The sequence below is a fragment of the Kineothrix sp. MSJ-39 genome (assembly GCF_018917935.1).
Lineage (GTDB): Bacteria > Bacillota > Clostridia > Lachnospirales > Lachnospiraceae > CAG-194.
Genome location: NZ_JAHLPN010000001.1, coordinates 306,493 through 328,169, shown reverse-complemented (window position 1 = coordinate 328,169; position 21,677 = coordinate 306,493). Strand labels below are relative to the sequence as shown.

Annotated in this window: 20 protein-coding genes; 19 read left to right on the top strand and 1 reads right to left on the bottom strand. The window is 46.7% G+C overall.

Going from position 1 to position 21,677, the window contains the following annotated elements; translation table 11 throughout:
• Positions 1-3 precede the first annotated feature (3 nt).
• The 12 genes from KQI22_RS01535 (at position 4) to KQI22_RS01480 (ending at position 11,649) form a co-directional block, all read left to right on the top strand.
• Entirely contained in the window at positions 4-279 is a 276-nt protein-coding gene (locus KQI22_RS01535) for a helix-turn-helix domain-containing protein (RefSeq protein WP_216550311.1), read from the top strand.
• Between the two features lie 13 nt (positions 280-292).
• Entirely contained in the window at positions 293-841 is a 549-nt protein-coding gene (locus tag KQI22_RS01530; protein ID WP_253293454.1) for a phosphatase PAP2 family protein, read from the top strand.
• 153 nt (positions 842-994) lie between these two features.
• Positions 995-1,888: a LysR family transcriptional regulator gene (locus KQI22_RS01525; RefSeq protein WP_216550310.1), complete on the top strand. Its 894-nt coding sequence runs from the start codon at positions 995-997 to the stop codon at positions 1,886-1,888.
• 196 nt (positions 1,889-2,084) lie between these two features.
• Positions 2,085-2,519, top strand: a complete 435-nt coding sequence (locus tag KQI22_RS01520; RefSeq protein WP_216550309.1) for a cupin domain-containing protein — start codon at positions 2,085-2,087, stop codon at positions 2,517-2,519.
• A complete protein-coding gene (locus KQI22_RS01515) occupies positions 2,516-2,905 on the top strand; it encodes a MerR family transcriptional regulator (RefSeq protein WP_216550308.1) in 390 nt (129 codons plus the stop codon). Before KQI22_RS01520 ends, KQI22_RS01515 begins: the two co-directional genes overlap by 4 nt.
• 26 nt (positions 2,906-2,931) lie before the next feature.
• A complete protein-coding gene (locus KQI22_RS01510; protein WP_216550307.1) occupies positions 2,932-3,618 on the top strand; it encodes a carboxymuconolactone decarboxylase family protein in 687 nt (228 codons plus the stop codon).
• A gap of 42 nt (positions 3,619-3,660) precedes the next feature.
• Entirely contained in the window at positions 3,661-4,665 is a 1,005-nt protein-coding gene (locus KQI22_RS01505; protein WP_216550306.1) for an aldo/keto reductase, read from the top strand.
• A 135-nt stretch (positions 4,666-4,800) separates the two neighbouring features.
• Entirely contained in the window at positions 4,801-7,119 is a 2,319-nt protein-coding gene (locus tag KQI22_RS01500; protein ID WP_216550305.1) for an ATP-binding protein, read from the top strand.
• Between the two features lie 19 nt (positions 7,120-7,138).
• On the top strand, positions 7,139-7,759 hold the full coding sequence (locus KQI22_RS01495; protein WP_334299602.1) for a glycerol-3-phosphate acyltransferase: 621 nt from the start codon (positions 7,139-7,141) through the stop codon (positions 7,757-7,759).
• Positions 7,747-8,880, top strand: coding sequence for an MGDG synthase family glycosyltransferase (locus KQI22_RS01490; RefSeq protein WP_216550303.1), 1,134 nt, complete (start codon positions 7,747-7,749; stop codon positions 8,878-8,880). Before KQI22_RS01495 ends, KQI22_RS01490 begins: the two co-directional genes overlap by 13 nt.
• 18 nt (positions 8,881-8,898) lie before the next feature.
• Complete coding sequence (locus KQI22_RS01485; protein ID WP_216550302.1) at positions 8,899-10,845, top strand: diguanylate cyclase domain-containing protein; 1,947 nt, start codon at positions 8,899-8,901, stop codon at positions 10,843-10,845.
• Between the two features lie 51 nt (positions 10,846-10,896).
• Positions 10,897-11,649 carry a zinc ribbon domain-containing protein gene (locus KQI22_RS01480; RefSeq protein WP_216550301.1) on the top strand — a complete coding sequence of 251 codons (753 nt, stop codon included), beginning with the start codon at positions 10,897-10,899 and terminating at the stop codon, positions 11,647-11,649.
• A gap of 9 nt (positions 11,650-11,658) precedes the next feature.
• On the opposite strand, the gene KQI22_RS01475 is transcribed toward KQI22_RS01480, so the two are convergent.
• Positions 11,659-12,537 (bottom strand): YitT family protein, encoded by an 879-nt coding sequence (locus KQI22_RS01475; protein WP_216550300.1) that lies wholly within the window; start codon positions 12,535-12,537, stop codon positions 11,659-11,661.
• A 194-nt stretch (positions 12,538-12,731) separates the two neighbouring features.
• Here KQI22_RS01475 and KQI22_RS01470 point away from each other — a divergent pair, with 194 nt between their 5' ends.
• The 7 genes from KQI22_RS01470 (at position 12,732) to KQI22_RS01440 (ending at position 21,672) form a co-directional block, all read left to right on the top strand.
• Positions 12,732-13,310, top strand: a complete 579-nt coding sequence (locus KQI22_RS01470; RefSeq protein WP_216550299.1) for a biotin transporter BioY — start codon at positions 12,732-12,734, stop codon at positions 13,308-13,310.
• The gene (locus KQI22_RS01465; RefSeq protein ID WP_216550298.1) at positions 13,307-13,696 is read left to right on the top strand and encodes a DUF1284 domain-containing protein; all 390 of its coding nucleotides are present in this window, start codon (positions 13,307-13,309) and stop codon (positions 13,694-13,696) included. Before KQI22_RS01470 ends, KQI22_RS01465 begins: the two co-directional genes overlap by 4 nt.
• A gap of 143 nt (positions 13,697-13,839) precedes the next feature.
• Positions 13,840-14,613, top strand: coding sequence for a ClpP family protease (locus tag KQI22_RS01460; RefSeq protein ID WP_216550297.1), 774 nt, complete (start codon positions 13,840-13,842; stop codon positions 14,611-14,613).
• 75 nt (positions 14,614-14,688) lie between these two features.
• A complete protein-coding gene (locus KQI22_RS01455; protein ID WP_216550296.1) occupies positions 14,689-17,433 on the top strand; it encodes an FtsK/SpoIIIE family DNA translocase in 2,745 nt (914 codons plus the stop codon).
• A gap of 37 nt (positions 17,434-17,470) precedes the next feature.
• A complete protein-coding gene (locus tag KQI22_RS01450; RefSeq protein ID WP_216550295.1) occupies positions 17,471-19,141 on the top strand; it encodes a formate--tetrahydrofolate ligase in 1,671 nt (556 codons plus the stop codon).
• Between the two features lie 187 nt (positions 19,142-19,328).
• Entirely contained in the window at positions 19,329-20,171 is an 843-nt protein-coding gene (gene folD, locus KQI22_RS01445; RefSeq protein WP_216550294.1) for a bifunctional methylenetetrahydrofolate dehydrogenase/methenyltetrahydrofolate cyclohydrolase FolD, read from the top strand.
• A gap of 7 nt (positions 20,172-20,178) precedes the next feature.
• The gene (locus KQI22_RS01440; protein WP_216550293.1) at positions 20,179-21,672 is read left to right on the top strand and encodes a chitobiase/beta-hexosaminidase C-terminal domain-containing protein; all 1,494 of its coding nucleotides are present in this window, start codon (positions 20,179-20,181) and stop codon (positions 21,670-21,672) included.
• Positions 21,673-21,677 lie beyond the last annotated feature (5 nt).

The window sequence follows — 21,677 nt, the reverse complement described above, 5'->3', positions numbered from 1 at the left end:
ATTATGAGAAAGATAGAAACACTGGACGATGCATTTATCAGGATCGCAGAGCTGGAAAGGGAAAATGAGGAACTGCGGGAAGAACTGGCATATTACAAAAACAGAAAGATGAGCGGACGCCAGAAGCATAATGCCAAGTGGCAGGCTATTTATAATGATTTTGTGAATGGTTATGAAGAGGGAATGACCATGGTGGATATTGCGAAAAGAAATCATGTCAGTGAGAGGACAATATACAGATATAAGGCATATTATGACAAAATGAAAGAAAACAAATAAGTAAGGAGCTTTTATGCTGCAGGCAATGATAACAATGGAAAGCGGGATCATGCTCTGGGTACAGGAATACCTGCGCAGAGACTGGCTCGATCCGGTATGGATCTGGATTACGACACTCGGAAACGGCGGTATGATATGGATTTTATTATCCGTAGGTCTGCTGATTCCGAAAAAGACAAGAAAAACGGGAATGCTGGCACTTCTTGCGCTGGCATTTTCCTATCTGTTCAATAATCTTTTATTGAAAAACCTTATAGCAAGGACGAGACCTTATGAGGTGATCGACGGACTACATACGCTGGTAGGTGCGCAGCGGGATTATTCTTTCCCGTCAGGACATACAGCCAGTTCTTTTGCAGCTGCGGTTGTACTGTTTTGCAGGCTGCCAAAGCGCTACAGCAGCTTTCTTTTGCTGCTGGCTTTTTTGATCGGCTTTTCCCGGTTGTATGTAGGGGTGCATTATCCTTCGGATATAATAGGCGGTGCAATCAGCGGAACGCTGATCGCACTGACATTGCTTTGGGCAGATAAACAAAGAAAGAAAATGTCCGCTTGCCCCTAAAGTTAACTTTAATGTTATAATGCTTTCCAAAGTATGACGGAAAGCATTTAAAACGAAAATTGAAGCTATGAGGACATTTATCATGAGGAAAGCATCAAAGGTGTCATGGATCATTTATGATAGGCAAAGGGCGGCAGATGTGGAGGATGGCAGATGGAACTTCGGGTATTACGCTACTTTTTGATGGTAGCAAGAGAAGAGAATATCACAAGGGCAGCGGAACAGCTGCACATCACACAGCCAACGCTTTCCAGACAGCTGCAGCAGCTGGAAGAGGAGCTTAATTGTAAACTGTTTAACAGAAGTAGCCATAATATCATGCTGACAGAGGATGGCATGCGCCTGAAAAAGCATGCACAGGATATCGTCACACTGGCAGACCGGACGGAGCGGGAGTTTGCAAAGCAGCAGGAAATTGCCGGTGAAATTGTATTTGGCTGCGGAGAAGCCAGATGCATGGATGATCTGGCGGGCTATATGGAACGCTTCCGGAAAATGTATCCGCAGGTGCAGTATGAGCTGTATACGGCGAATGCGGATGATGTCAAGGAACGGCTGGATAAGGGGCTGGTCGATATCGGGCTTTTATCGGAGCCTGTAGATATATCTAAGTATAATTTTATCCGCTTAAGGCAGAAGGAACGCTGGGGTATCCTGGTGGCAGAGGATATGCCGCTGGCGGAAAAAGAGGCGGTAACACCGGAGGATCTCTTATCCGTACCGCTTTTCATGACGAAGAGGACGATCGTAAAAAGTGAGCTGGAAAGCTGGTTTGGAGATCTGTTTGAACAGATACAGATCGCAGGGACTTATAATCTGCTGAACAATGCAGCAGCCATGGTGCGTCATCATATGGGAGCTGCTCTTTGTTATCAGATCGGCGTGACCTATGCGCATCTGAAATTCATTCCGCTTGTTCCGAGGCTGGAAACAGGATTTGTACTTGTATGGCGGAAAAATCAGGTCGTATCGAATGCGGTTGAGTCTTTTTTACAAATGGCAAAAGAAGAGATATGCCGCGAAAGCATTTCTGATACAAAACAATAGGTATTAGACATGAAAATAAATATACTGCTATACTAAAGGTGTCTGAAAGGACACCTTTAGTATAGCAAGAATGCGCACTCGTGCGAAGATGAAATATGTCGCAAGCGACCGCACTCGGCGCGAGAATGTGCTACGGCACATTCTATTTTATCATTCTACATACTTATGGATTCAAAGAAGAAATGGAGGAAACAATATGAAAACAACAAGCAGAGAAGAATTTGAAAAACAGGATCAGTTTGGCATTGGTGCTCCAAATGAAGCATATGCCCAGTATTTTATCGGAAACTCTTATTTAAAACCACTGACAACACCGGGCGCATCAGCCGTTTTTCTGGCAAACGTCACATTTGAGCCGGGCTGTCGTAACAACTGGCACATCCATCATGCAACAAAAGGCGGCGGACAGCTTCTGATCTGTACAGCCGGAGAAGGCTGGTATCAGGAAGAAGGAAAAGAAGCAGTCAGCCTGACACCGGGAACTGTCATTACAATTCCGGCAGAAGTAAAGCACTGGCATGGTGCAAAGGCAGATTCCTGGTTCAGTCATATTGCAGTGGAAGTACCGGGAGAAAATACATCAAACGAATGGTGTGAGCCTGTCAGCGATGAGGCTTATCAGGCATTATGATAAGAGCGGAAGTTGCGGAACATTACCGGATCGCAGAGGATGTGCTTATCAGATATGAAGAAGGAAGCTTTACGGAAGAGACTGCACCAGGCCGCACGGAAAAATCAGATCAGAAGTTAGCAAAAGCTAACAAAAACGAACCGTATCAGTATCAGCAGGAGGATCTGGACAGACTGAGCCGGATCGTGATGCTGCTGGACAGTGGATTTACGGACGAAGAAGTAAAGGAATATATGAGACTGCACCAAAGAAGTGATGGGGTGGCCGCCTGCAGAACGCTTTTGAACCGTAAGCGGGAGCAGACGCTTGCTGAAATCCACAGGCAGGAAAAATGTCTGGAAAATATTGATTTTCTGCGCTATAAAAATGAAAAGCAGAGATCGTAAAACGGACAGAAAGGAAGAACAGAGAAATGAATTTGAATGAAACAGATCAGGAATTTATGGACCGGTTTACTTATTTTACAGAAGAGGTCGCAAAGGAAGAAGGACAGACGCTGGAAGAGCCAACCAGATATATGGCGATCCTTGCAACACTGATCGGCAGTCAGTCAAAAGAAGCATTTGCAATGCTGCTGCCAAAGGCACTGAAAGCCGGCGTAACCCCTGTCGAGGTAAAAGAGATCGTATATCAGGCAACGGATTATCTGGGATTTGGCAGAATGCTTCCGTTTCTGATGCTTGTCAATGAAGAACTGGAGAAGGAGCATATTTCGCTTCCGCTGGAAAGCCAGAAGACAACGACAACAGAGGATCGTCTGGAGAAGGGCATTCAGGCACAGGCAGATATTTTCGGCGAGCATATGAAGGAAGCATGGAAAGCAGGACATATCAACAGATGGCTTGCATCCAACTGCTTTGGCGATTATTATACGAGGACAGGCTTGACACTGGCACAGAGAGAAATGATCACATTCTGTTTTCTGCTGGCACAGGGTGGCTGTGAACCACAGCTGATCGCACATGCAAAGGGGAATATGAACATGGGAAACGATAAAGCATTTCTGATCAAAGTTGTTTCACAATGTCTGCCTTACATAGGCTATCCGCGCAGCCTAAATGCGATAAACTGTGTCAATAAAGCAGCAGAAGACCAATAGGGCAAAATCATAAAGCAGATAAAGGATACGAGGGAGAACAGGATGGAATATACAAAACTGGGTAATACAGACATTACCGTTTCTAAATTGTGCGTGGGCTGTATGAGCTTCGGCAAGGCAGGAACGATGCATGACTGGACATTAAATGAGGCAGACAGTGAAAAGGTCATAGGACATGCACTGTCACTTGGCATCAATTTCTTTGACACGGCAAACGGCTATTCAGCAGGAACAAGTGAGGAATATCTGGGAAAAGCAATCCGTAAACTGACAAAAAGAGAAAACGTCGTTATTGCTTCCAAGGTTTACTTTAATGAAGGCAGATTGTCTAAGACGGCGATCCTGCGGGAAATAGATGGTACGTTAAAACGGCTGGGAACAGACTATCTGGATCTGTATATCATTCATCGTTTTGATTACGAAACGCCGATTGAAGAAACGATGGAAGCGCTGGATCTGCTCGTAAAGGCAGGAAAGGTACGTGCGATCGGAGCCTCTGCCATGTACGGCTATCAGTTTTACAATATGCAGCTTGCAGCAAAGGAGCATGGCTGGACGCAGTTTGCGGCAATGGAGAACCATTATAACCTGCTGTACAGAGAAGATGAGAGAGAGCTTATTCCGATCTGCAGACAGATGGGCGTTTCACTGATGCCATACAGCCCGCTTGCAGCAGGGCATCTGGCACGTCCGACCTGGGAGTCGGATTCTCTCAGAGGAAAGACAGACCGTGTGGCAAAAGGAAAGTATGATCGTATGGAAGAAGCAGATATGGTCATCGTAAAGCGTGTGCAGGAACTTGCCGGGAAGCATGGCTGTACCATGTCGCAGATTGCGATCGCATGGCAGTTGGCAAAAGGGGTCGCTTCTCCGATCATCGGTGCGACAAAGACCAGGTATCTGGATGATGCAGCGGGCGCATTTGCGGTCAGCCTGACGGCAGAAGATATTGCGTATCTGGAAGAAGCTTATGTACCACATCCGATCGTGGGCGCGATCGACCATAATCCGCCGCAGGGTGTGATCTTACTGGACGAAAAGAAGTAATTTGGGTGCAGACATTGAAATAAAAACTTTTCCCATGTATAATGAAATAATCGTAAAGAAAACAGGCATCGCGAAGCGGTATCAGCGAGCCATGTTGATGGGGAAGGTTGAGGTTTTAAGATGTCTGTAAATGAGATGATCACATATAATTTTGCACCTCTTGTCGGGCTGGCGTTTCTGGGAGTTATTCTGGCAAAGAATGATACGATGAAGCAATGGGAGAAAAAACTTTTTTCCGTAATATGGCTGCTGGAGTTTCTGGAGCTTGCCGCTTATAATCTGGAACTTTATACAGCAATATTGCCACATCCGACAAAGCTGAGGATTTTCCTATCGGTACTTGGATATACACTGCGGTCATTTCTGGCATATTCGTTTATAAAAGTTGTTCGGCACAGGGAGAAAAACTGGCGAAGGGAAGCTTTGCTGATTCTTCCTGTGCTTTTGACGTTCTTTTTGACCTGTTCCGCATTTTTTTCGGATATCGCTTTTTCCTATGATGCAGCCAACCAGTTTCACAGAGGTCCGTTTGGCTATATCTCCCAGATTACCACTATGATCTATCTGATCATTCTGACCGTTTATGTGATCAGGGGGCATTTTCTGGAGGCAAAACTGGAAAAAAGAATCATGCTGCTGGTTGTGGTGTATCTGTTTCTGGCAATGTTTTTGGAGGCTGTATTTAATGTCAGAAGCGTGGGAAGAGCAGCCATTATCTACAGTACGATCTTTTTTATCTATGCACTGCAGATAGGACGGCTGGAAAGGAGCCGGCAGACAGAGGATGAAAATGAAAGACTGAAGAAAACAATGGCAGATCTGGAAAAGGCACAGCAGGAGCTTTTATTAAATCAGTCTGCAGCACAGGTTCTCGGTGAATATTATATGTCCGTTTTATATGGGGATCTTCTGCATGACCGCGTGCAGATCAGAAAGCTTGAAGACGGATATGAGGATATGTTTGAACAGCTCAGTTCCGGTGGTGTGATAGCGTATGACACGGCAATGCATCTATATGCGGATACTTTTGTGCGGGAAGAGGATAAGGAGCGGTTCAGTGATTGCTTTGAACGAAAGAATTTACTGAAAAATCTGGAGAAAAACAAATATTGTACGCTCCGTTTTAACTGCCACAGAGAGGAACAGGAGTCGTTTTGTGTGGAAGCCAATGTAGTACTGAGCGATGAAACAGAGCATCCCGGCTGTGTCGTGATCGGACTGCGCAATGTAGAAGAGCAGGTACAGAAAGAAAAACAACAGATGCGGGAAATGGAAAAGGCAGTGATGGAGGCAAAACGTGCCAATGCTGCCAAATCGGAATTTTTGTCCCGGATGTCACATGATATCCGGACTCCGTTGAACGGAATTCTGGGAATGATCGAGATCAATGACAGACATGATAAGGATATAGAGCTGATGCATGCAAACCGTGCAAAGGCAAAAGTGGCAGCCAACCATCTGCTCAGTCTGATCAATGATGTGCTCCAGATGAGCAGGCTGGAAGATACAGACGTTGAAATGGAACAGGAAGTATTTGATATTCATGCACTATCGGAAGAAGTACTGACAATTACACAAATGCAGGCGGCAGAGGCCGGTATTACTGTATTGTGTGAAGATTGCAGCGCACAGTTCAAATATCCGTATGTGTATGGAAATCCGTTGTATGTCAGACAGATCATGTTGAATATTCTGAGTAATGCGGTAAAATATAACAAACCGGGAGGCAGTATATCCTGTAAAGCAGCTTTTGTACAGAGTGATGGGGAAACGGTCGTATATCAGGTGGTTATTTCGGACACGGGAATCGGAATGTCGAAGGAGTTTTTACGACATATATTTGAACCGTTTACACAGGCAGATCATGGTGCAAGATCCAGCTATCAGGGAACGGGGCTTGGTATGGCGATCGTAAAGAAGCTGATCGACAGGATGGATGGCACTATTGCCGTTGAAAGTGAGCCGGGGATAGGAAGTACCTTCACTGTCAGGATCCCATTCAGGATCGCATCTGCAGATACTTGTGGGGAAGACAGTGAAAATAAAGAACAGGTTGATCTGACGGGGATGCATGTACTGCTTGTGGAGGATAATGATCTGAACCGTGAGATTGCAAAGACGATTCTGGAGGATGTACAGATCACGGTAGATCCGGCGGAAAACGGGAAGGTAGCATTGGATCTGTTCCGGGAGAAGCCGGCGTATACCTATCAGGCAATTTTAATGGATGTGATGATGCCTGTAATGGATGGCTATGCTGCGACAAGAGAGATCCGGAAGCTGGCAAAGGAAGATGCAGCAACGGTACCGGTCATAGCGATCACGGCAAATGCATTTTTAGAGGATATTAAAAAGTGTAGGGAAGCAGGGATGGATGCACATCTGGCAAAACCGATCACAGCTGAAAAGCTGATCGATGCATTGCGGCAGTGTCAGATCCGGTCCCGGACATAAAGTAAAGGAGTCGAGACATATCAGTATTTATATATTTTTTTCAATCATTGGATATTTGACGGGAAGTTTTTTGTTTGCACCTTTTTGGGGACGTATGCTGAAGCATAAAGATATTCTGGAGGGAACAAAAGATCAGAATCCGGGCACGGCGAATGCCTTTATGGAAGGCGGATTTTGGTGTGGGGTTCTGACACTTGCCGGTGATCTTGCCAAAGGATTTTTACCGGTATTTGGTTGCATATGGGTAACGACCGGACTGGGAATCCATATGCCGGCCGGTCTTGCACTTGTGATGACGGCCCCTGTGATCGGACATGCTTTCCCGGTTTATCATCATTTTCACGGCGGAAAAGGGATTGCGGTTTCATTCGGCAGTCTGCTCGGTCTGTTCCCGGATCTCAGACCGGCGTTGACACTGGCAGCCTTTTTTATCCTGTTTTCTCTTGTGATCCGGATCAGCCCGCATTATTACAGGACGATCATGACCTATGTATGCATGATGCTGTATCTGCTGCTTTTGGGGAAAAATCCGGTCTATAAGCTGGCAGGCTGCATGATCACGGCAGTGGTTTGTCTCAGAATGCATCTGAGCACGGAAGAAAGAGAAGGATGTAAGGTGAAACTGTTATGGAAGCATTGATCTTATCCTGCAGCACGGGAGGCGGACATAATGCAGCGGCTGCGGCAGTAAAAGGAGAACTGGAGAAAAGAGGACATCATGTGACAATGATGGATCCGTATGAACTGGTCAGCCATAAGCTGGCAGAGGAGATCGGGGCTTTGTATGTCAGAATGGTACAGCGGATGCCACACATGTTTGGTGTGGTGTATTCACTTGGTTCTGTTGTCAGATGCGTGCCCGGTAAATCCCCGGTTTATTATGCCAATATCAGAGTGGCGAAAAAACTGCGTGTGTATCTGAGGCAGCATCCGACCGATGTGATCCTGATGCCGCATTTATATCCGGCGGAGCTGATCACTTACCTGAAAAAACAAGGAGATAAACTGCCTTTGTCTGTTTTTATTGCCACAGATTATACCTGTATTCCGTTTACGGAAGAAACGGATTGTGATTATTATGTCGTACCGGGGGAAAAACAGATAGCGGAATTCAGAAAAAGAGGTATTCCTGCTGAGAAGATCCTTCCGTTTGGCATTCCGGTCGCAATGGCATGTGATACACAGCTGACAAAACAGCAGGCAAGGAAGAAACTGGGACTTTCGGAAGATCTTGTATATATCCTGCTGACAGGCGGCAGTATCGGAGCCGGGAATATTGAAGAGACGATCAGAAATCTGCTGCGTTACTTAAAAAACAGCGGAAAACAGGGAAAGATCATTGCAGTGTGTGGCAGTAATGACAGGCTGTATGATAAGCTGCAGGCAACTTATGGGGAAGAACTGGTACTTCTGCATCGGACAAAGCAGATGGCGCTTTATATGCGGGCATGTGACCTGTTTTTGTCAAAACCGGGCGGCCTTTCTTCCACAGAGGCGGCGGTGATCCATGTCCCCTATATCCAGATTGCGCCTATTCCGGGCTGTGAGACAAAAAATATGCACTTTTTCGCAAAGAACGGAATGAGCATTGCAGTAAAGCACCCTGCTTTGCAGCTGAAACGGGCTGTGAATAAACTGCTGCGGGAAGAGGATGCGGAAAGGCAGAAGATCAGTCAGCTTCTGATCCCGCAGGATGCAAGAGCTGCGCTGTGTGACTGGCTGGAAGAAAAAATGCAGCAGCAACCCGATAAACAAGAATAGAATGGTACAGGTGAAAGAATGGAAATAAAAAATAATCTGACAATGCAGGAAGTGGAAGAAAATGTGGCAGCCATGCGGCAGATCTTTGACGTGGTCCGCATGATCAGCATAGAAGGGCTGTTTTCGGAAGGCTTTCAGGGAGATGCGGACGGCTGTAAATGCTACAGCTTCTGGAAAAAAGACAGGCGCTGTGAAAACTGTATTGCCAGAAAAGCAGCGATGCAGAGAAAAATGAAAGTTAAACTGGAATATGTGGACACTTCTCTGTACCAGGTCTATGCAAGATATGTGGAGATCGATCATGAGCCGTATGTGATGGAAATGATCAAACAACTGGAAATTGATTCCCTGATCGATTCCCAGGGAAGCGAAAAGCTTGTTTATCAGCTGACCGGTTATACGGATAAGCTGTATGAGGATGCGCTGACAGGTGCGCATAACAGAAGATATTTTGAGGATTCGGTCAAGGAAGTAAATATGCCGGGGGCAGGTGTGGTGATCGTCGATCTGGATGACTTTAAGCTGTACAATGATGTTTACGGACATCAGGCAGGAGATATGGCACTTGTAACTGCGGCAAATGTGATCCGCAGTAATATGCGAGAAGAGGATACACTGATCCGTTATGGCGGGGATGAATTTTTGATGGTACTTCCCAAGATCGGGGAAGCAGAAATGGATATGCTGCTGGAAAAGATCTGTAAGGCAGTGTATGAAACAGAGGTACCGGGGTATGCCAGACTTCAGCTTTCTGCCAGTATCGGTGGTGTGATCGCAGGAGAGGAACCGATCGAAAACGCGGTAGGCAGAGCAGACCGGCTGATGTATCAGGCAAAAAATCAGAAAAACCGGGTTGTGACGGAACACAATGCGGTCATGGAAGAGAAAGATGCTACCGTCAAAGCAGAGCAGGAGCAGGGAAAACAGCAGATCCTGATCGTAGATGATTCCGATATCAACCGCGAGATCCTGTCTGCAATGCTCTGTGAGGACTATCGTATCCTGGAGGCGACAAACGGCAGTGAATGTCTGGAGATCCTGCAGCAGCAGGGCACAGGTATTTCGCTTGTTCTTCTCGATATCATGATGCCTGTTATGGACGGCTTTGAAGTGTTGTCCCGTATGAACCGGAATCACTGGATCGAGGATATCCCGGTCATTATGATCTCCAGTGAAGATGCAGATCTGGTGATCCGCAGAGCTTATGAAATGGGTGTTTCGGATTATATTAACAGACCGTTTGATGCAAAGGTCGTATTCCAGAGAGTGTTCAACACGATCAAGCTGTATGCAAAACAGAGACGTCTTGTGTCTCTTGTGACGGCGCATATCAATGAAAAAGAAAAGAATAACCGTATGATGATCGATATTCTGAGTCATATTGTAGAGTTCAGAAATGGGGAAAGCGGAATGCATGTGATCCATATCAACAAGATCACGCAGCTTCTGCTGGACAAGATCGTACAGAAGACAGATAAGTATCCGGCGCTCTGGCAGGAACGCAGTCTGATCGAGACGGCGTCTGCCCTGCATGATATCGGTAAGATCGGTATTGATGAGGCAATCTTAAATAAACCTGGCAGACTGACTGCAGAAGAGTTTGAAACCATGAAAACACATACGACGATCGGTGCGGATATGCTGCGGAATCTGCCGCGGTACCAGGATGAAAGACTGCTGCAGATTGCCATAGAGATCTGCCAGTGGCATCATGAACGCTATGACGGAAAAGGATATCCGGACGGTCTTGTTGGTGATGAGATACCGATCTCCGCACAGCTTGTATCGATTGCGGATGTTTATGATGCGCTGACAAGCGAACGTGTGTATAAAAAGGCATTTTCCCATGAAAAAGCAATGCAGATGATCAGAGACGGTGAATGCGGTGCTTTTAATCCACTGCTTCTGACATGTCTGGAAGAGATCGCAGATGAGCTGCAGACGGAATTACAGCCGGAACTGTAAAATGATGGAGCAGCCGGGTTTGGAATAAAATGAGAGAGACGGAGAACGAACATGAAGAGTATTATCATACTTGTACTGATACTTGTCATTATACTGACCATCTATATATTGATCTTTCTGGCAAAAAAGAAAGCAAAAGAAGTGACACGGGATCTGTTTGGAACGGATGATATCAGAAAAGCAGCACAGCAGATGAAGCAGGAATATGCGACAACGCCGAAATCCGTCAATGCGATGACATCGCTTCTTCTGCCGCGGATCGTAGCGGATTTTCCGGATTTTACATACGATGAAATGAAAAACAGGGCAGAAGATGTGCTGGTATCGTATCTGCGTGCGATCGACCAGAATAACAGCAGCTTACTAAAAGAAGGGAATCAGGAGCTGCAGGATCAGCTTTCCCACCATCTGCAAATGCTTTCGGATCAGAATCTGATCGAGCAGTATGACGACATCAGGATCCACCGGACAGAGATCAGCCAGTACAAAAAGAATGCAGGCAGATGCGTTGTTACCTTCCAGACTTCTCTTGCCTGCATGCATTACAGAAAGAATGCGGAAGGCAGAATCACGGAAGGCAGTACGGAATATACATACCAGACCAGATTTAATACAGATCTGATCTATATCCAGAACCGGGAGATCGTAGAAAAAGAATCGGACAGGGCACTTGGCATCAACTGTCCGAATTGTGGAGCTCCGATTTCATCCCTGGGAGCTAAATTCTGTGAATATTGCGGTTCCGCGATCGTGGAGCTGAATATCCATGCATGGAGCTTCAGCCATATTGAAGAATGCAAATAGCTCCATAGATCAGTCGTTTGGAATATCATGGAAACGGCCTGCAAGTTCTTCTGTTTTGACTACATTGATAAAGGCGTGCGGATCGATCGCCCTGATCAGTGGGATCAGATGTCTTCTGGCATCTGTATTGATAACCGAATAAAGCATTTTCTTTTCTTTTTCTTCATAACAGCCGACGCCGCGGAATAAAGTGGCGTCATGTTTTGTTGTGTCTTTGATCACTTTATAGATCTCATCTGCATGATCGGAAATAATAAACAGTGTTTCCTTCTGATAGCGTTTATAAAGCATCTGGATAACCTGTGTGCTGCAGAACTGGTAGATAATGGAATACAGTGCGATATTCCAGCCGAACAGCGCACCGGCGATCACCAGCATGATAACATTTCCGGTCAGGATATAATTCCAGGCATCCACCCCTTTTTGCTGGGACAGATAAATGCTGATGAAATCCGTACCGCCTGTTGTTGTACCGACATTTAAACAGAGGGCAATGGCAAGTCCGTTCAACATGCCGCCGAAAATACAGATCAGCAGGATATCCTGCGTAAAAATATACTGGGGCAGGATGTCCACGAAAATACTGGATAAAAAGATCACCAGAATGGAATACAGGGTAAACCGTTTTCCGATATAACGGTAGGCGATATAAGCCGGAAACAGATTCAGTACAATATTAAAAAGAGAAAATGGGATCTGGACATGGAAAAAAGTCAGCCCGATCTTCTGGAGCAGAAGCGAGACGCCGGAAAAACCGCCCGGAAACAGGTTGGCAGCCTTGGCAAAGCAGCAGAGATTCCAGGCATAGAGAATAGAGGCTGCGATCACGATCATAATACGAAAATACTGATAAAAATGAGGATGTTTACGTTCGATGGATTGAAACATAACAGGCTCCTTTCTTAATAATACGGAAATTATTTTTGGTGCTTACAGTATAACATATACGGGGGAAAAGAAACTACAGGTTTTTGGTTAAAAAACGAATTGTCAACCAAAGATGAAATACAGGTTGACAATTGAAACGCTTTGTGGTTTAATGCTAGAGGTGACATGATGATTCATACAGGAGGAGAAACACAATGAGTGAAGTAACAGAAGCAAAAACACAGAAAAAGAGCAAATCAAAGTTCAGTATACAGGAGATCTGTTATGTTGGTTTATTTACAGCAGTGATCGCTGTTATGGCACAGATTTCCATTCCGATGCCAATGGGTGTTCCGATGACCATGCAGACATTTGCCATTACACTGGCAGCAGTCGTATTAGGCGCAAAGCTTTCTACGATCTCCAGTATTGTTTATTTACTGCTTGGTGCAGTCGGCGTTCCGGTACTTGCCAATTTCTCAGGCGGTTTTGATAAGTTTGTCGGACCGACAGGCGGATTCTTAATTTCCTTCCCGCTGATGGCATTTATCATCGGTTTCGGTGTAGAGCACAGAAAAGCATTTAAGGGCGCATTTGTCGTAGCACTTGTAGCAGGAACTGTTGTGAACTATGTAGTAGGTGTGATCATGTTCTGTCTGCTGACACACAGCAGTGTGATGGTCGGTATTACAGCCTGTGTACTGCCTTTTATACCAACTGCAATTATAAAAGCAATACTGGCATCGATCATTGGTTTTGCGGTCAGACGTGCAGTCCCGGGTATCCGTAAATGATCTATTTAAGACCTCATCATTTACTCTGTACACAGGGCTATTCGGGAAAAGGATACAGCGAGGGCTTCGTATCCCATATGGATGAAGTGGTTGATGCACTCAGAAATCAGCCGGGTACAAAGATCACGCTGACTTTCTCAACAGATACACTTTGTTCCTGCTGTCCACACAAAGAGGGTGAAGATCTTTGTGACACGCAGGAGAAAGTAAAACGCTTCGATCAGAAGGTGGTTGATTATTTCGGACTGGAAGAGAAGGAGTATTCCTATCAGGAGCTGATCCGGGAGATCGATGCCAAAATGACGGAAGAGATGCTCGCCGATATCTGTGAAGGCTGCAGCTGGTTTCCGGTCAGTGCATGCAGAAAAAATATCTGTAAAAAATAATATAGTGCCAAACATATAAAAGGTCTGTAGAAGAATTGTATTCTACAGATCTTTTATGTTACAGTAAAGATACCTCATGGGCATTATTTATAAAATGAAAACAAATTGCGCATACTGCATAAAAAAGAGCGGAGGTTATGCAGATGGGCAATCAGGGAAATATAGGAAAAACAAAAAAACAGGATAAGTATGAAAAGGACGAAAAGAAGGCGCAGCAGAGAAAGCGCGTAAAAGAGTCTGATGCGGAAGAAAAGCAGAAGGAAGCGGAGCTGATCAAAGAAACAGGTGCAGTCAGTCTGGAGCAGAACAGACAGCATCACAGGATCGAGCTGCTCACGATCATCGGAGAGATCGAAGGACACGATGTGCTTTCCGGGAATACAAAGGCGACCAAATATGAGCATATTATCCCGAAGCTTGCACAGATAGAGGATTCCTGTGAGATTGACGGCGTTCTCATCATTTTAAATACCATGGGAGGCGACGTGGAAGCCGGACTGGCAATCGCGGAAATGATTGCTTCTTTAAGTAAACCGACAGTATCTCTGGTACTGGGCGGCGGCCATTCGATCGGCGTTCCGATCGCAGTATCGGCAGATTATTCTTTTATTGTGGAAAGCGCAACAATGGTCGTCCATCCGGTCCGCATGAACGGAATGGTGATCGGAACACCTGCGACTTATGATTATTTCAAATCCATGCAGGACCGTATCACGGGATTTGTGATCACACACAGCAATATACCGCAGAAAACCTTTGAAAAGTTGTTGATGGAAACAAAGATGCTGACAAAAGATGTCGGAAGCCTTGTGGTAGGACCAAAGGCAGTGACTTACGGTCTGATCGACGCGGTGGGTGGACTGAAAGAAGCTATGGCAAAGTTGCATGAGATGATCGACGAAACAAGTGAAGGATGACATTTCAAAAAAAGAATGTTATAATGAATTTTATGCATATCATGCAAGATATTTTATAGAACCGGAGTGAAAGAAATGGCAACGCAAAGAGGTAGAAAGACTGCTTCCGGACGTAAGAGAACAACAAACAGAAAACGAAATACGAGAAAGAAACAGGACAGCTTCAGCACAGAAGTAAAGGATGAGGTGATCCTGCTTCTTGGGATTGCAGTGACGATCCTTCTGTTTTTATCTAATTTTCATCTGATCGGTAAGGCAGGAGACGCAGTAAGCGCCGTTATGTTCGGCGTTTTCGGAATCCTTGCCTATATCACACCGCCCATTCTGTTTCTGGGCATTTTATTCCTGATACTGAATCTTGGCAACCGTGTGGCGACGATCAAGCTGCTGGCAGGCACTTTCCTGTTTCTGGATCTTGAGGTAGTGGCAGCACTGATCGGCGGGATCGAGAATGCGGGAAGCACTGCAGCTTCCTATTACAGCTATGCAAATGCCCACAAAATGGCGGGTGGCGTCATTGGCAGCGCATTGGCAAGGGGACTGACGAAAACGATCGGTATGGTAGGCACGATCGCGCTTGTCCTGATCCTGATGATGCTCTGTCTGGTGCTTCTGACGGAGAAGTCCATCGTCCGGCAGTTAGCGGGCGCGGGCAGACATGTCTATGACAGTGCCAGGGAAGATGTGGAAAACCGCATCGAACGCAATGAGATCCTGCGTGAGCAGAGAATGCAGGAACGCGAGATCAGAATGCAGGAGCGGGCAGAAAGAGAAAAGCGCAGACAGGAAGAAAAAAGCCTGCGGATGGATAATAAGGTCAGCGGTATTACGGATGCAACGACCCTAAAAGCACCGAAGAAGACGAAAAAGGCAGAGGCAAAGCCGGTTTCTGCGGCGGAAGAAAGTCTGGATGTCAGACAACTGCATATAGAAGAGACGCCTGCAGTGCAGGATATGGATGAGATCGAAAAAATACATATCAAAGGAATTGAACCGGTTCAGCAGGCAAAAACAGAGGATATATCTGCAATGGAAAAGCCGGAAAAGAAACCGGCAAAACAGCCTGTTTACAACAGAGAACACAAGGTGCAGGTCATGGAATCCGCACCGGATGATTTTGATATGACGCAGATTTCCGCAGCACTTGAAGAGAGCGCTGACCGGATCGCCGGCCTTACACCTGAGCCGGCTCCTGTCAGAACGAAGCCTGTTGCAAGTAAAGCAGCAGAGAGCGGACAGCCGATCGGAAATCAAAGCACGCAGACCATGCAGCCTGCAGGTCAAAGAACAGCTAATGTGACAGATACGCAGGTAACTGACCAGATCAGTCAAATGCCGAAGAAGCCAAGACCGTATAAGAAGCCGCCGCTTACTTTATTAAAGAAGAGCGAGGCATCTTCCAATAAAAATTCCGAGCGGCAGCTCAAGGAAACAGCACTGCAGCTAAAGCAGACGCTGAAGACCTTTGGTGTCAATGTAACGATTACGGATATCAGTCAGGGCCCGGCAGTTACGAGATATGAGCTTCAGCCGGAAATGGGCGTAAAGGTCAGCAAGATCGTCAACCTGTCGGATGATATCAAATTAAATCTGGCAGCAACGGATATCCGAATCGAAGCACCGATTCCGGGAAAAGCGGCGATCGGTATCGAAGTACCGAATAAGGAAAACAGCATGGTGCTTCTGCGCGATCTGCTTGAGTCGGATAACTTTAAGAATTTTAAGAGCAATCTTTCCTTTGCGGTCGGTAAGGATATCGCAGGGCAGACTGTTGTCACGGATATTGCAAAAATGCCGCACGTCTTGATTGCAGGATCGACAGGCTCCGGAAAGAGTGTTTGTATCAATACGCTGATCATGAGTATTTTGTATAAGGCTTCCCCGGAGGATGTCAAGCTCATCATGGTCGATCCGAAGGTAGTAGAGCTGAGTGTTTATAACGGTATTCCGCATCTGCTCCTGCCTGTTGTGACAGATCCGAAAAAGGCGGCAGGTGCACTGCACTGGGGCGTCAGTGAAATGACGGAGCGTTACAAGAAATTTGAAGATATGCATGTCCGTGACCTGAAGGGCTATAACAAGAAGGTAGAGGAAATGACGGAAAATGGCGGCGAGGAACTGCCGCAGAAACTGCCGCAGATCGTGATCATCGTGGACGAGCTGGCGGATCTGATGATGGTAGCACCGGGAGAGGTGGAGGAATCCATCTGCCGCCTGGCACAGCTTGCCAGAGCAGCGGGTATCCATCTGGTCATTGCAACGCAGCGGCCTTCTGTTGACGTCATCACAGGTCTGATCAAGGCGAATATGCCAAGCCGTATTGCATTTGCGGTATCTTCAGGTGTGGACTCCCGTACGATCCTGGATATGAACGGTGCGGAAAAGCTGCTTGGAAAGGGCGATATGCTTTTTTATCCGCAGGGATATCCGAAGCCGGTCCGTGTACAGGGCGCATTCGTCTCCGATAAGGAAGTGGCGGATGTCGTTGATTATCTGAAGGAACATAACGATGTAGAGTCGCAGGATGAAGTCAATCAGCAGATCGAGGCAATGGGAAATGGCTCCGGTGATGCACCAGGGAAAAGCGGCGGCGAAAATGAGCGGGATATGTATTTCGCGGATGCAGGCCGTTTTATTATTGAAAAAGACAAGGCATCGATCGGTATGCTGCAGAGAGTCTTTAAAATTGGCTTTAACAGAGCTGCAAGGATCATGGATCAGCTTTGCGACTATGGGGTTGTCGGCGAAGAAGAGGGAACGAAGCCGCGTAAAGTTCTGATGACAGAAGAACAGTTTGAACAGCTTTTAGAGGAAATTTAAGGAATGTTTTAACAGAAAATACATAAGGGAGAACAATATGAAAACAGACATTGAAATCGCACAGGAAGCACAGATGCTTCCCATCACAGAGGTAGTCAAGGAGATCGGGCTGACCGCAGACGATCTGGAGCTTTACGGAAAGTATAAAGCAAAGATCTCGAATGAATATCTGAAAAAGATAGAGGGAAATCAAAAAGGAAAGCTGATCCTTGTGACGGCGATCAACCCAACGCCTGCGGGAGAAGGCAAGACGACAACGAGTGTCGGGCTTGGTCAGGCTTTCGGCAAGCTGGGGAAAAAGGCAGTCATCGCACTGCGTGAGCCATCCCTTGGACCGTGCTTCGGCATCAAAGGCGGTGCAGCAGGCGGCGGATATGCACAGGTTGTTCCGATGGAAGATCTGAACCTGCACTTTACAGGCGATTTCCATGCGATCACCTCAGCAAACAATCTGCTCGCAGCACTTCTGGACAACCACATCCAGCAGGGCAATGCGCTCCGCATCGATACACGCCAGATCGTCTGGAAGAGATGTCTGGATATGAACGACCGTGTCCTTCGGAATGTTGTTGTGGGACTTGGCAGCAAAACAGACGGCTTTGTCAGGGAAGACCATTTCGTGATCACGGTTGCTTCCGAGATCATGGCGATCCTCTGTCTGGCAACGGATCTGGAAGATCTGAAAGACCGCCTCGGTAAGATCATTGTGGCATACGATCTGGACGGAAAGCCTGTAACAGCAAAAGACCTGCAGGCAGTCGGTGCAATGGCAGCCCTGTTAAAAGATGCCATCCTGCCAAATGTGATCCAGACGCTGGAGCATACCCCGGCCCTTGTCCACGGCGGTCCGTTTGCAAACATCGCACACGGCTGTAACAGTGTCCGTGCGACGACCGCAGCCCTTTCCATGGCAGATTATGTCGTGACGGAAGCAGGATTTGGTGCAGACCTCGGCGCGGAAAAATTCTTTGATATCAAGTGCAGACAGGCGGGACTCAAGCCGGATGCGGTTGTGCTGGTCGCAACGATCCGTGCCCTGAAATATAACGGCGGTGTTCCGAAGGCAGAGCTTTCCGCAGAAAACGTGGAAGCACTGAAGAAAGGCATCGTCAATCTGGAGAAGCATATCGAAAACCTGCAGAAATATAAAGTACCGGTTGTTGTGACATTGAATTCCTTTGTTACGGACAGCAAGGCAGAGATCGCATTTGTGAAGCAGTTCTGTGAAGAACGAGGCTGTGAATTTGCCATTTCCGAAGTCTGGGAAAAGGGCGGCGAAGGCGGTATTGCCTTAGCTGAGAAGGTGTTAAAGACACTGGAAGAGAAAGAAAGCCGCTTTGAGCCGCTGTATCCGGATGAACTGCCGCTGACAGAAAAGATTGAGACAGTCGCAAAAGAGATCTACGGCGCAAAGGGTGTGAATTATACAGCCGCAGCAAAGAAGCAGCTTGCAAAGCTGACAGAGCTTGGCTTTGGGGATCTGCCGGTATGTATGGCAAAGACGCAGTATTCCCTTTCCGATGATCCGTCGCTTTTAGGCAGACCGGAGCACTTTGATATCACAGTCCGGGAAGCGTATGTATCCGCAGGCGCAGGCTTTGTGGTCGTGCTGACAGGAGCGGTCATGACAATGCCGGGACTTCCGAAACAGCCGGCAGCTTTTGGAATTGATGTGGACGAGAGTGGAAGAATTACAGGATTATTTTAGCTATGTGTATGATGGATTTGCATGTTTCACACCAGACCGCCCATAAAAAACGTCGGTACTTAGGGCACGTATTTTGTGCCCTTATGTATCCGCTACGTTTTTTAACGAGCGAAAGCGTGTCTGGCGGGGAATATGCAAATTCATCGAAGATTATGACCATAAATACAACTTGAGAAGGAGGAGACAGATGAATATTATAGATGGCAAGGCAATTTCCAAGCAGATCAAAGATGAAGTGAAGGAAAAGGTCGCTGCGCTGAAGGCGCAGGGCGTTACGGTGACACTTGCGGTCGTACAGGTCGGCAATGATCCGGCTTCGAGCGTATATGTGAATAATAAGAAAAAAGCCTGTGCCTACACGGGCATGGAATCAGAGAGCTTTGAGCTTCCGGAGGAAACAACGCAGGAAGAGCTGCTTTCTTTGATAGAAGAACTGAACAACCGGAAGGACATAAGCGGTATTCTGGTACAGCTTCCGCTGCCAAAGCATATCGATGAAAATGCAGTGATCCGTGCGATCTCTCCGAAAAAGGATGTGGACGGCTTCCATCCGCAGAGCGTTGGTGCCCTCTGTATCGGACAGCCGGGCTTTGTATCTTGTACGCCGGCGGGGATCATTCAGCTGTTAAAGAGATCCGGTATTGAGATCGCCGGAAAGGAATGTGTCATCATCGGCAGAAGCAATATCGTCGGAAAACCGATGGCGCTTCTGATGCTGCGCGAGAATGCGACAGTGACGATCACACATTCAAAGACAAAGGATCTGAAAGAGGTCTGCAAGCGTGCGGATATCCTGATCGTAGCGATCGGCAGACCACAGATGATCACGGAGGAATATGTCAAGGAAGGAGCCGTCGTCATTGATGTGGGGATCCACAGAAGAGAAGAGGGACTTTGCGGGGATGTTGATTTTGAGAGGGTAAGTGAGCATTGCAGCTATATCACACCTGTACCGGGCGGTGTAGGGCCGATGACGATCGCAATGCTGATGCACAACTGTGTAGAAAGTGTAGCCTTACAAACGGAGTGATGTCTATATGAAATGTCCACATTGTGGCGCACCCATGAAGGAAGACCAGATTTTCTGTGAAAAATGCGGTAAGGAGCGACTCCTTGTACCGGTATATGATGCAGAGGTGGATGCAAAACTGGAAAGCACAATTTCAGCGATCGCAGATGACCTCGCCGATACCCGGCAGATTGTACCACTGCCTCTGGATCAGGAAGAGCAGAAGCCGGATCCGGCGGAAACAGAGATAAAACTTTCCGAAGATGGGGAAGAACAAACAGAATCGGAACATAAAAAATTGCATAAAAGAAGATTTCTGATCGGAATCAGTGCCGGGATCGCAGTCGTTGTGTTTCTGGTATTTCTGACAGGTGCTCTGATCTATCGGAATAATCATGCTTCCTATGAGTATCAGTTAAAAATGGCGGAAGATATGTATGAGGCGCAGGATTATGTCCAGATGCTTACCTATGCCAAAGAGGCGGCGGCACTTGCACCAAACTCATCGGATGCCCGGATGATGATGGCAAAAGCTTATGCGGGACAGAATAATACAGAAATGGAACAAAAGACACTGGAAGCACTGCTTGCGGCAGACAGTGCCTATGTACAGGCATATGATCTGCTTGTTCCGATCTACGAGAGTCAGAAAGCATATGAGAAGATCGGACAGCTCCTGCTTTCCTGCAAAGAGCAGACGGTGTTGGATAAATATGTGGCATATCGCTGTGATGCACCGGAATTTTCCATGGGGGGCGGTTCCTATGACGAAATGCTTTCTGTGAAGCTGATCGCACCGGGCAGCGGAGAGATCTACTATACGACAAACGGCGGACAACCGGATCGGAGCAGCACGAGATATATCACACCGATCATTTTAGATTCAGGAATCTATCACCTGCAGGCAATCTATGTGAACACATATGGCGTGACAAGTGCTGTGGCGGAAGAAAAATATACAGTGGATGTCAGAACGCTTTCCGCACCGTTTGTATCGTTGGAAGCAGGCACCTATACAGAGCCGCAGATGATCGAGGTAGAGACGCCGTCCGATATGTATCAAGTATACTATACGACAGACGGTTCGGAGCCGGGCTTTGAGAGCAATTTGTATACAGAACCGATCCCACTTCCGCTCGGAGAAAGTCATTTTGCATTTATCATGTATGATGAAAACGATAATTCCAGTGATATCTTATATGAAGATTATTCACTGCAGATGGAGCTGGCGCTTTCAGCAGATCAGGCAGTCAATTTGCTTAAGCAGGCACTGATCCTGCAGGGAAGCCTGACAGATGCGGACGGCCATGTGGAAGGCGTGGAAGGAAACCGGCAATACGAGGTGATCTCGGTCATTTCGGAAAATGATATGTACTATTATCTGTTGTCGGAAACTTTTGTATCGGCAGACGGTACTTCGCAGAAAACAGGAAACCAGTATGCGGTCTGCATTACGACCGGAGAGAGCTTTGAAGCGGTGCAAAATATGATGGGCACCTATGATCTCCACAAATTACAGTAAAAACC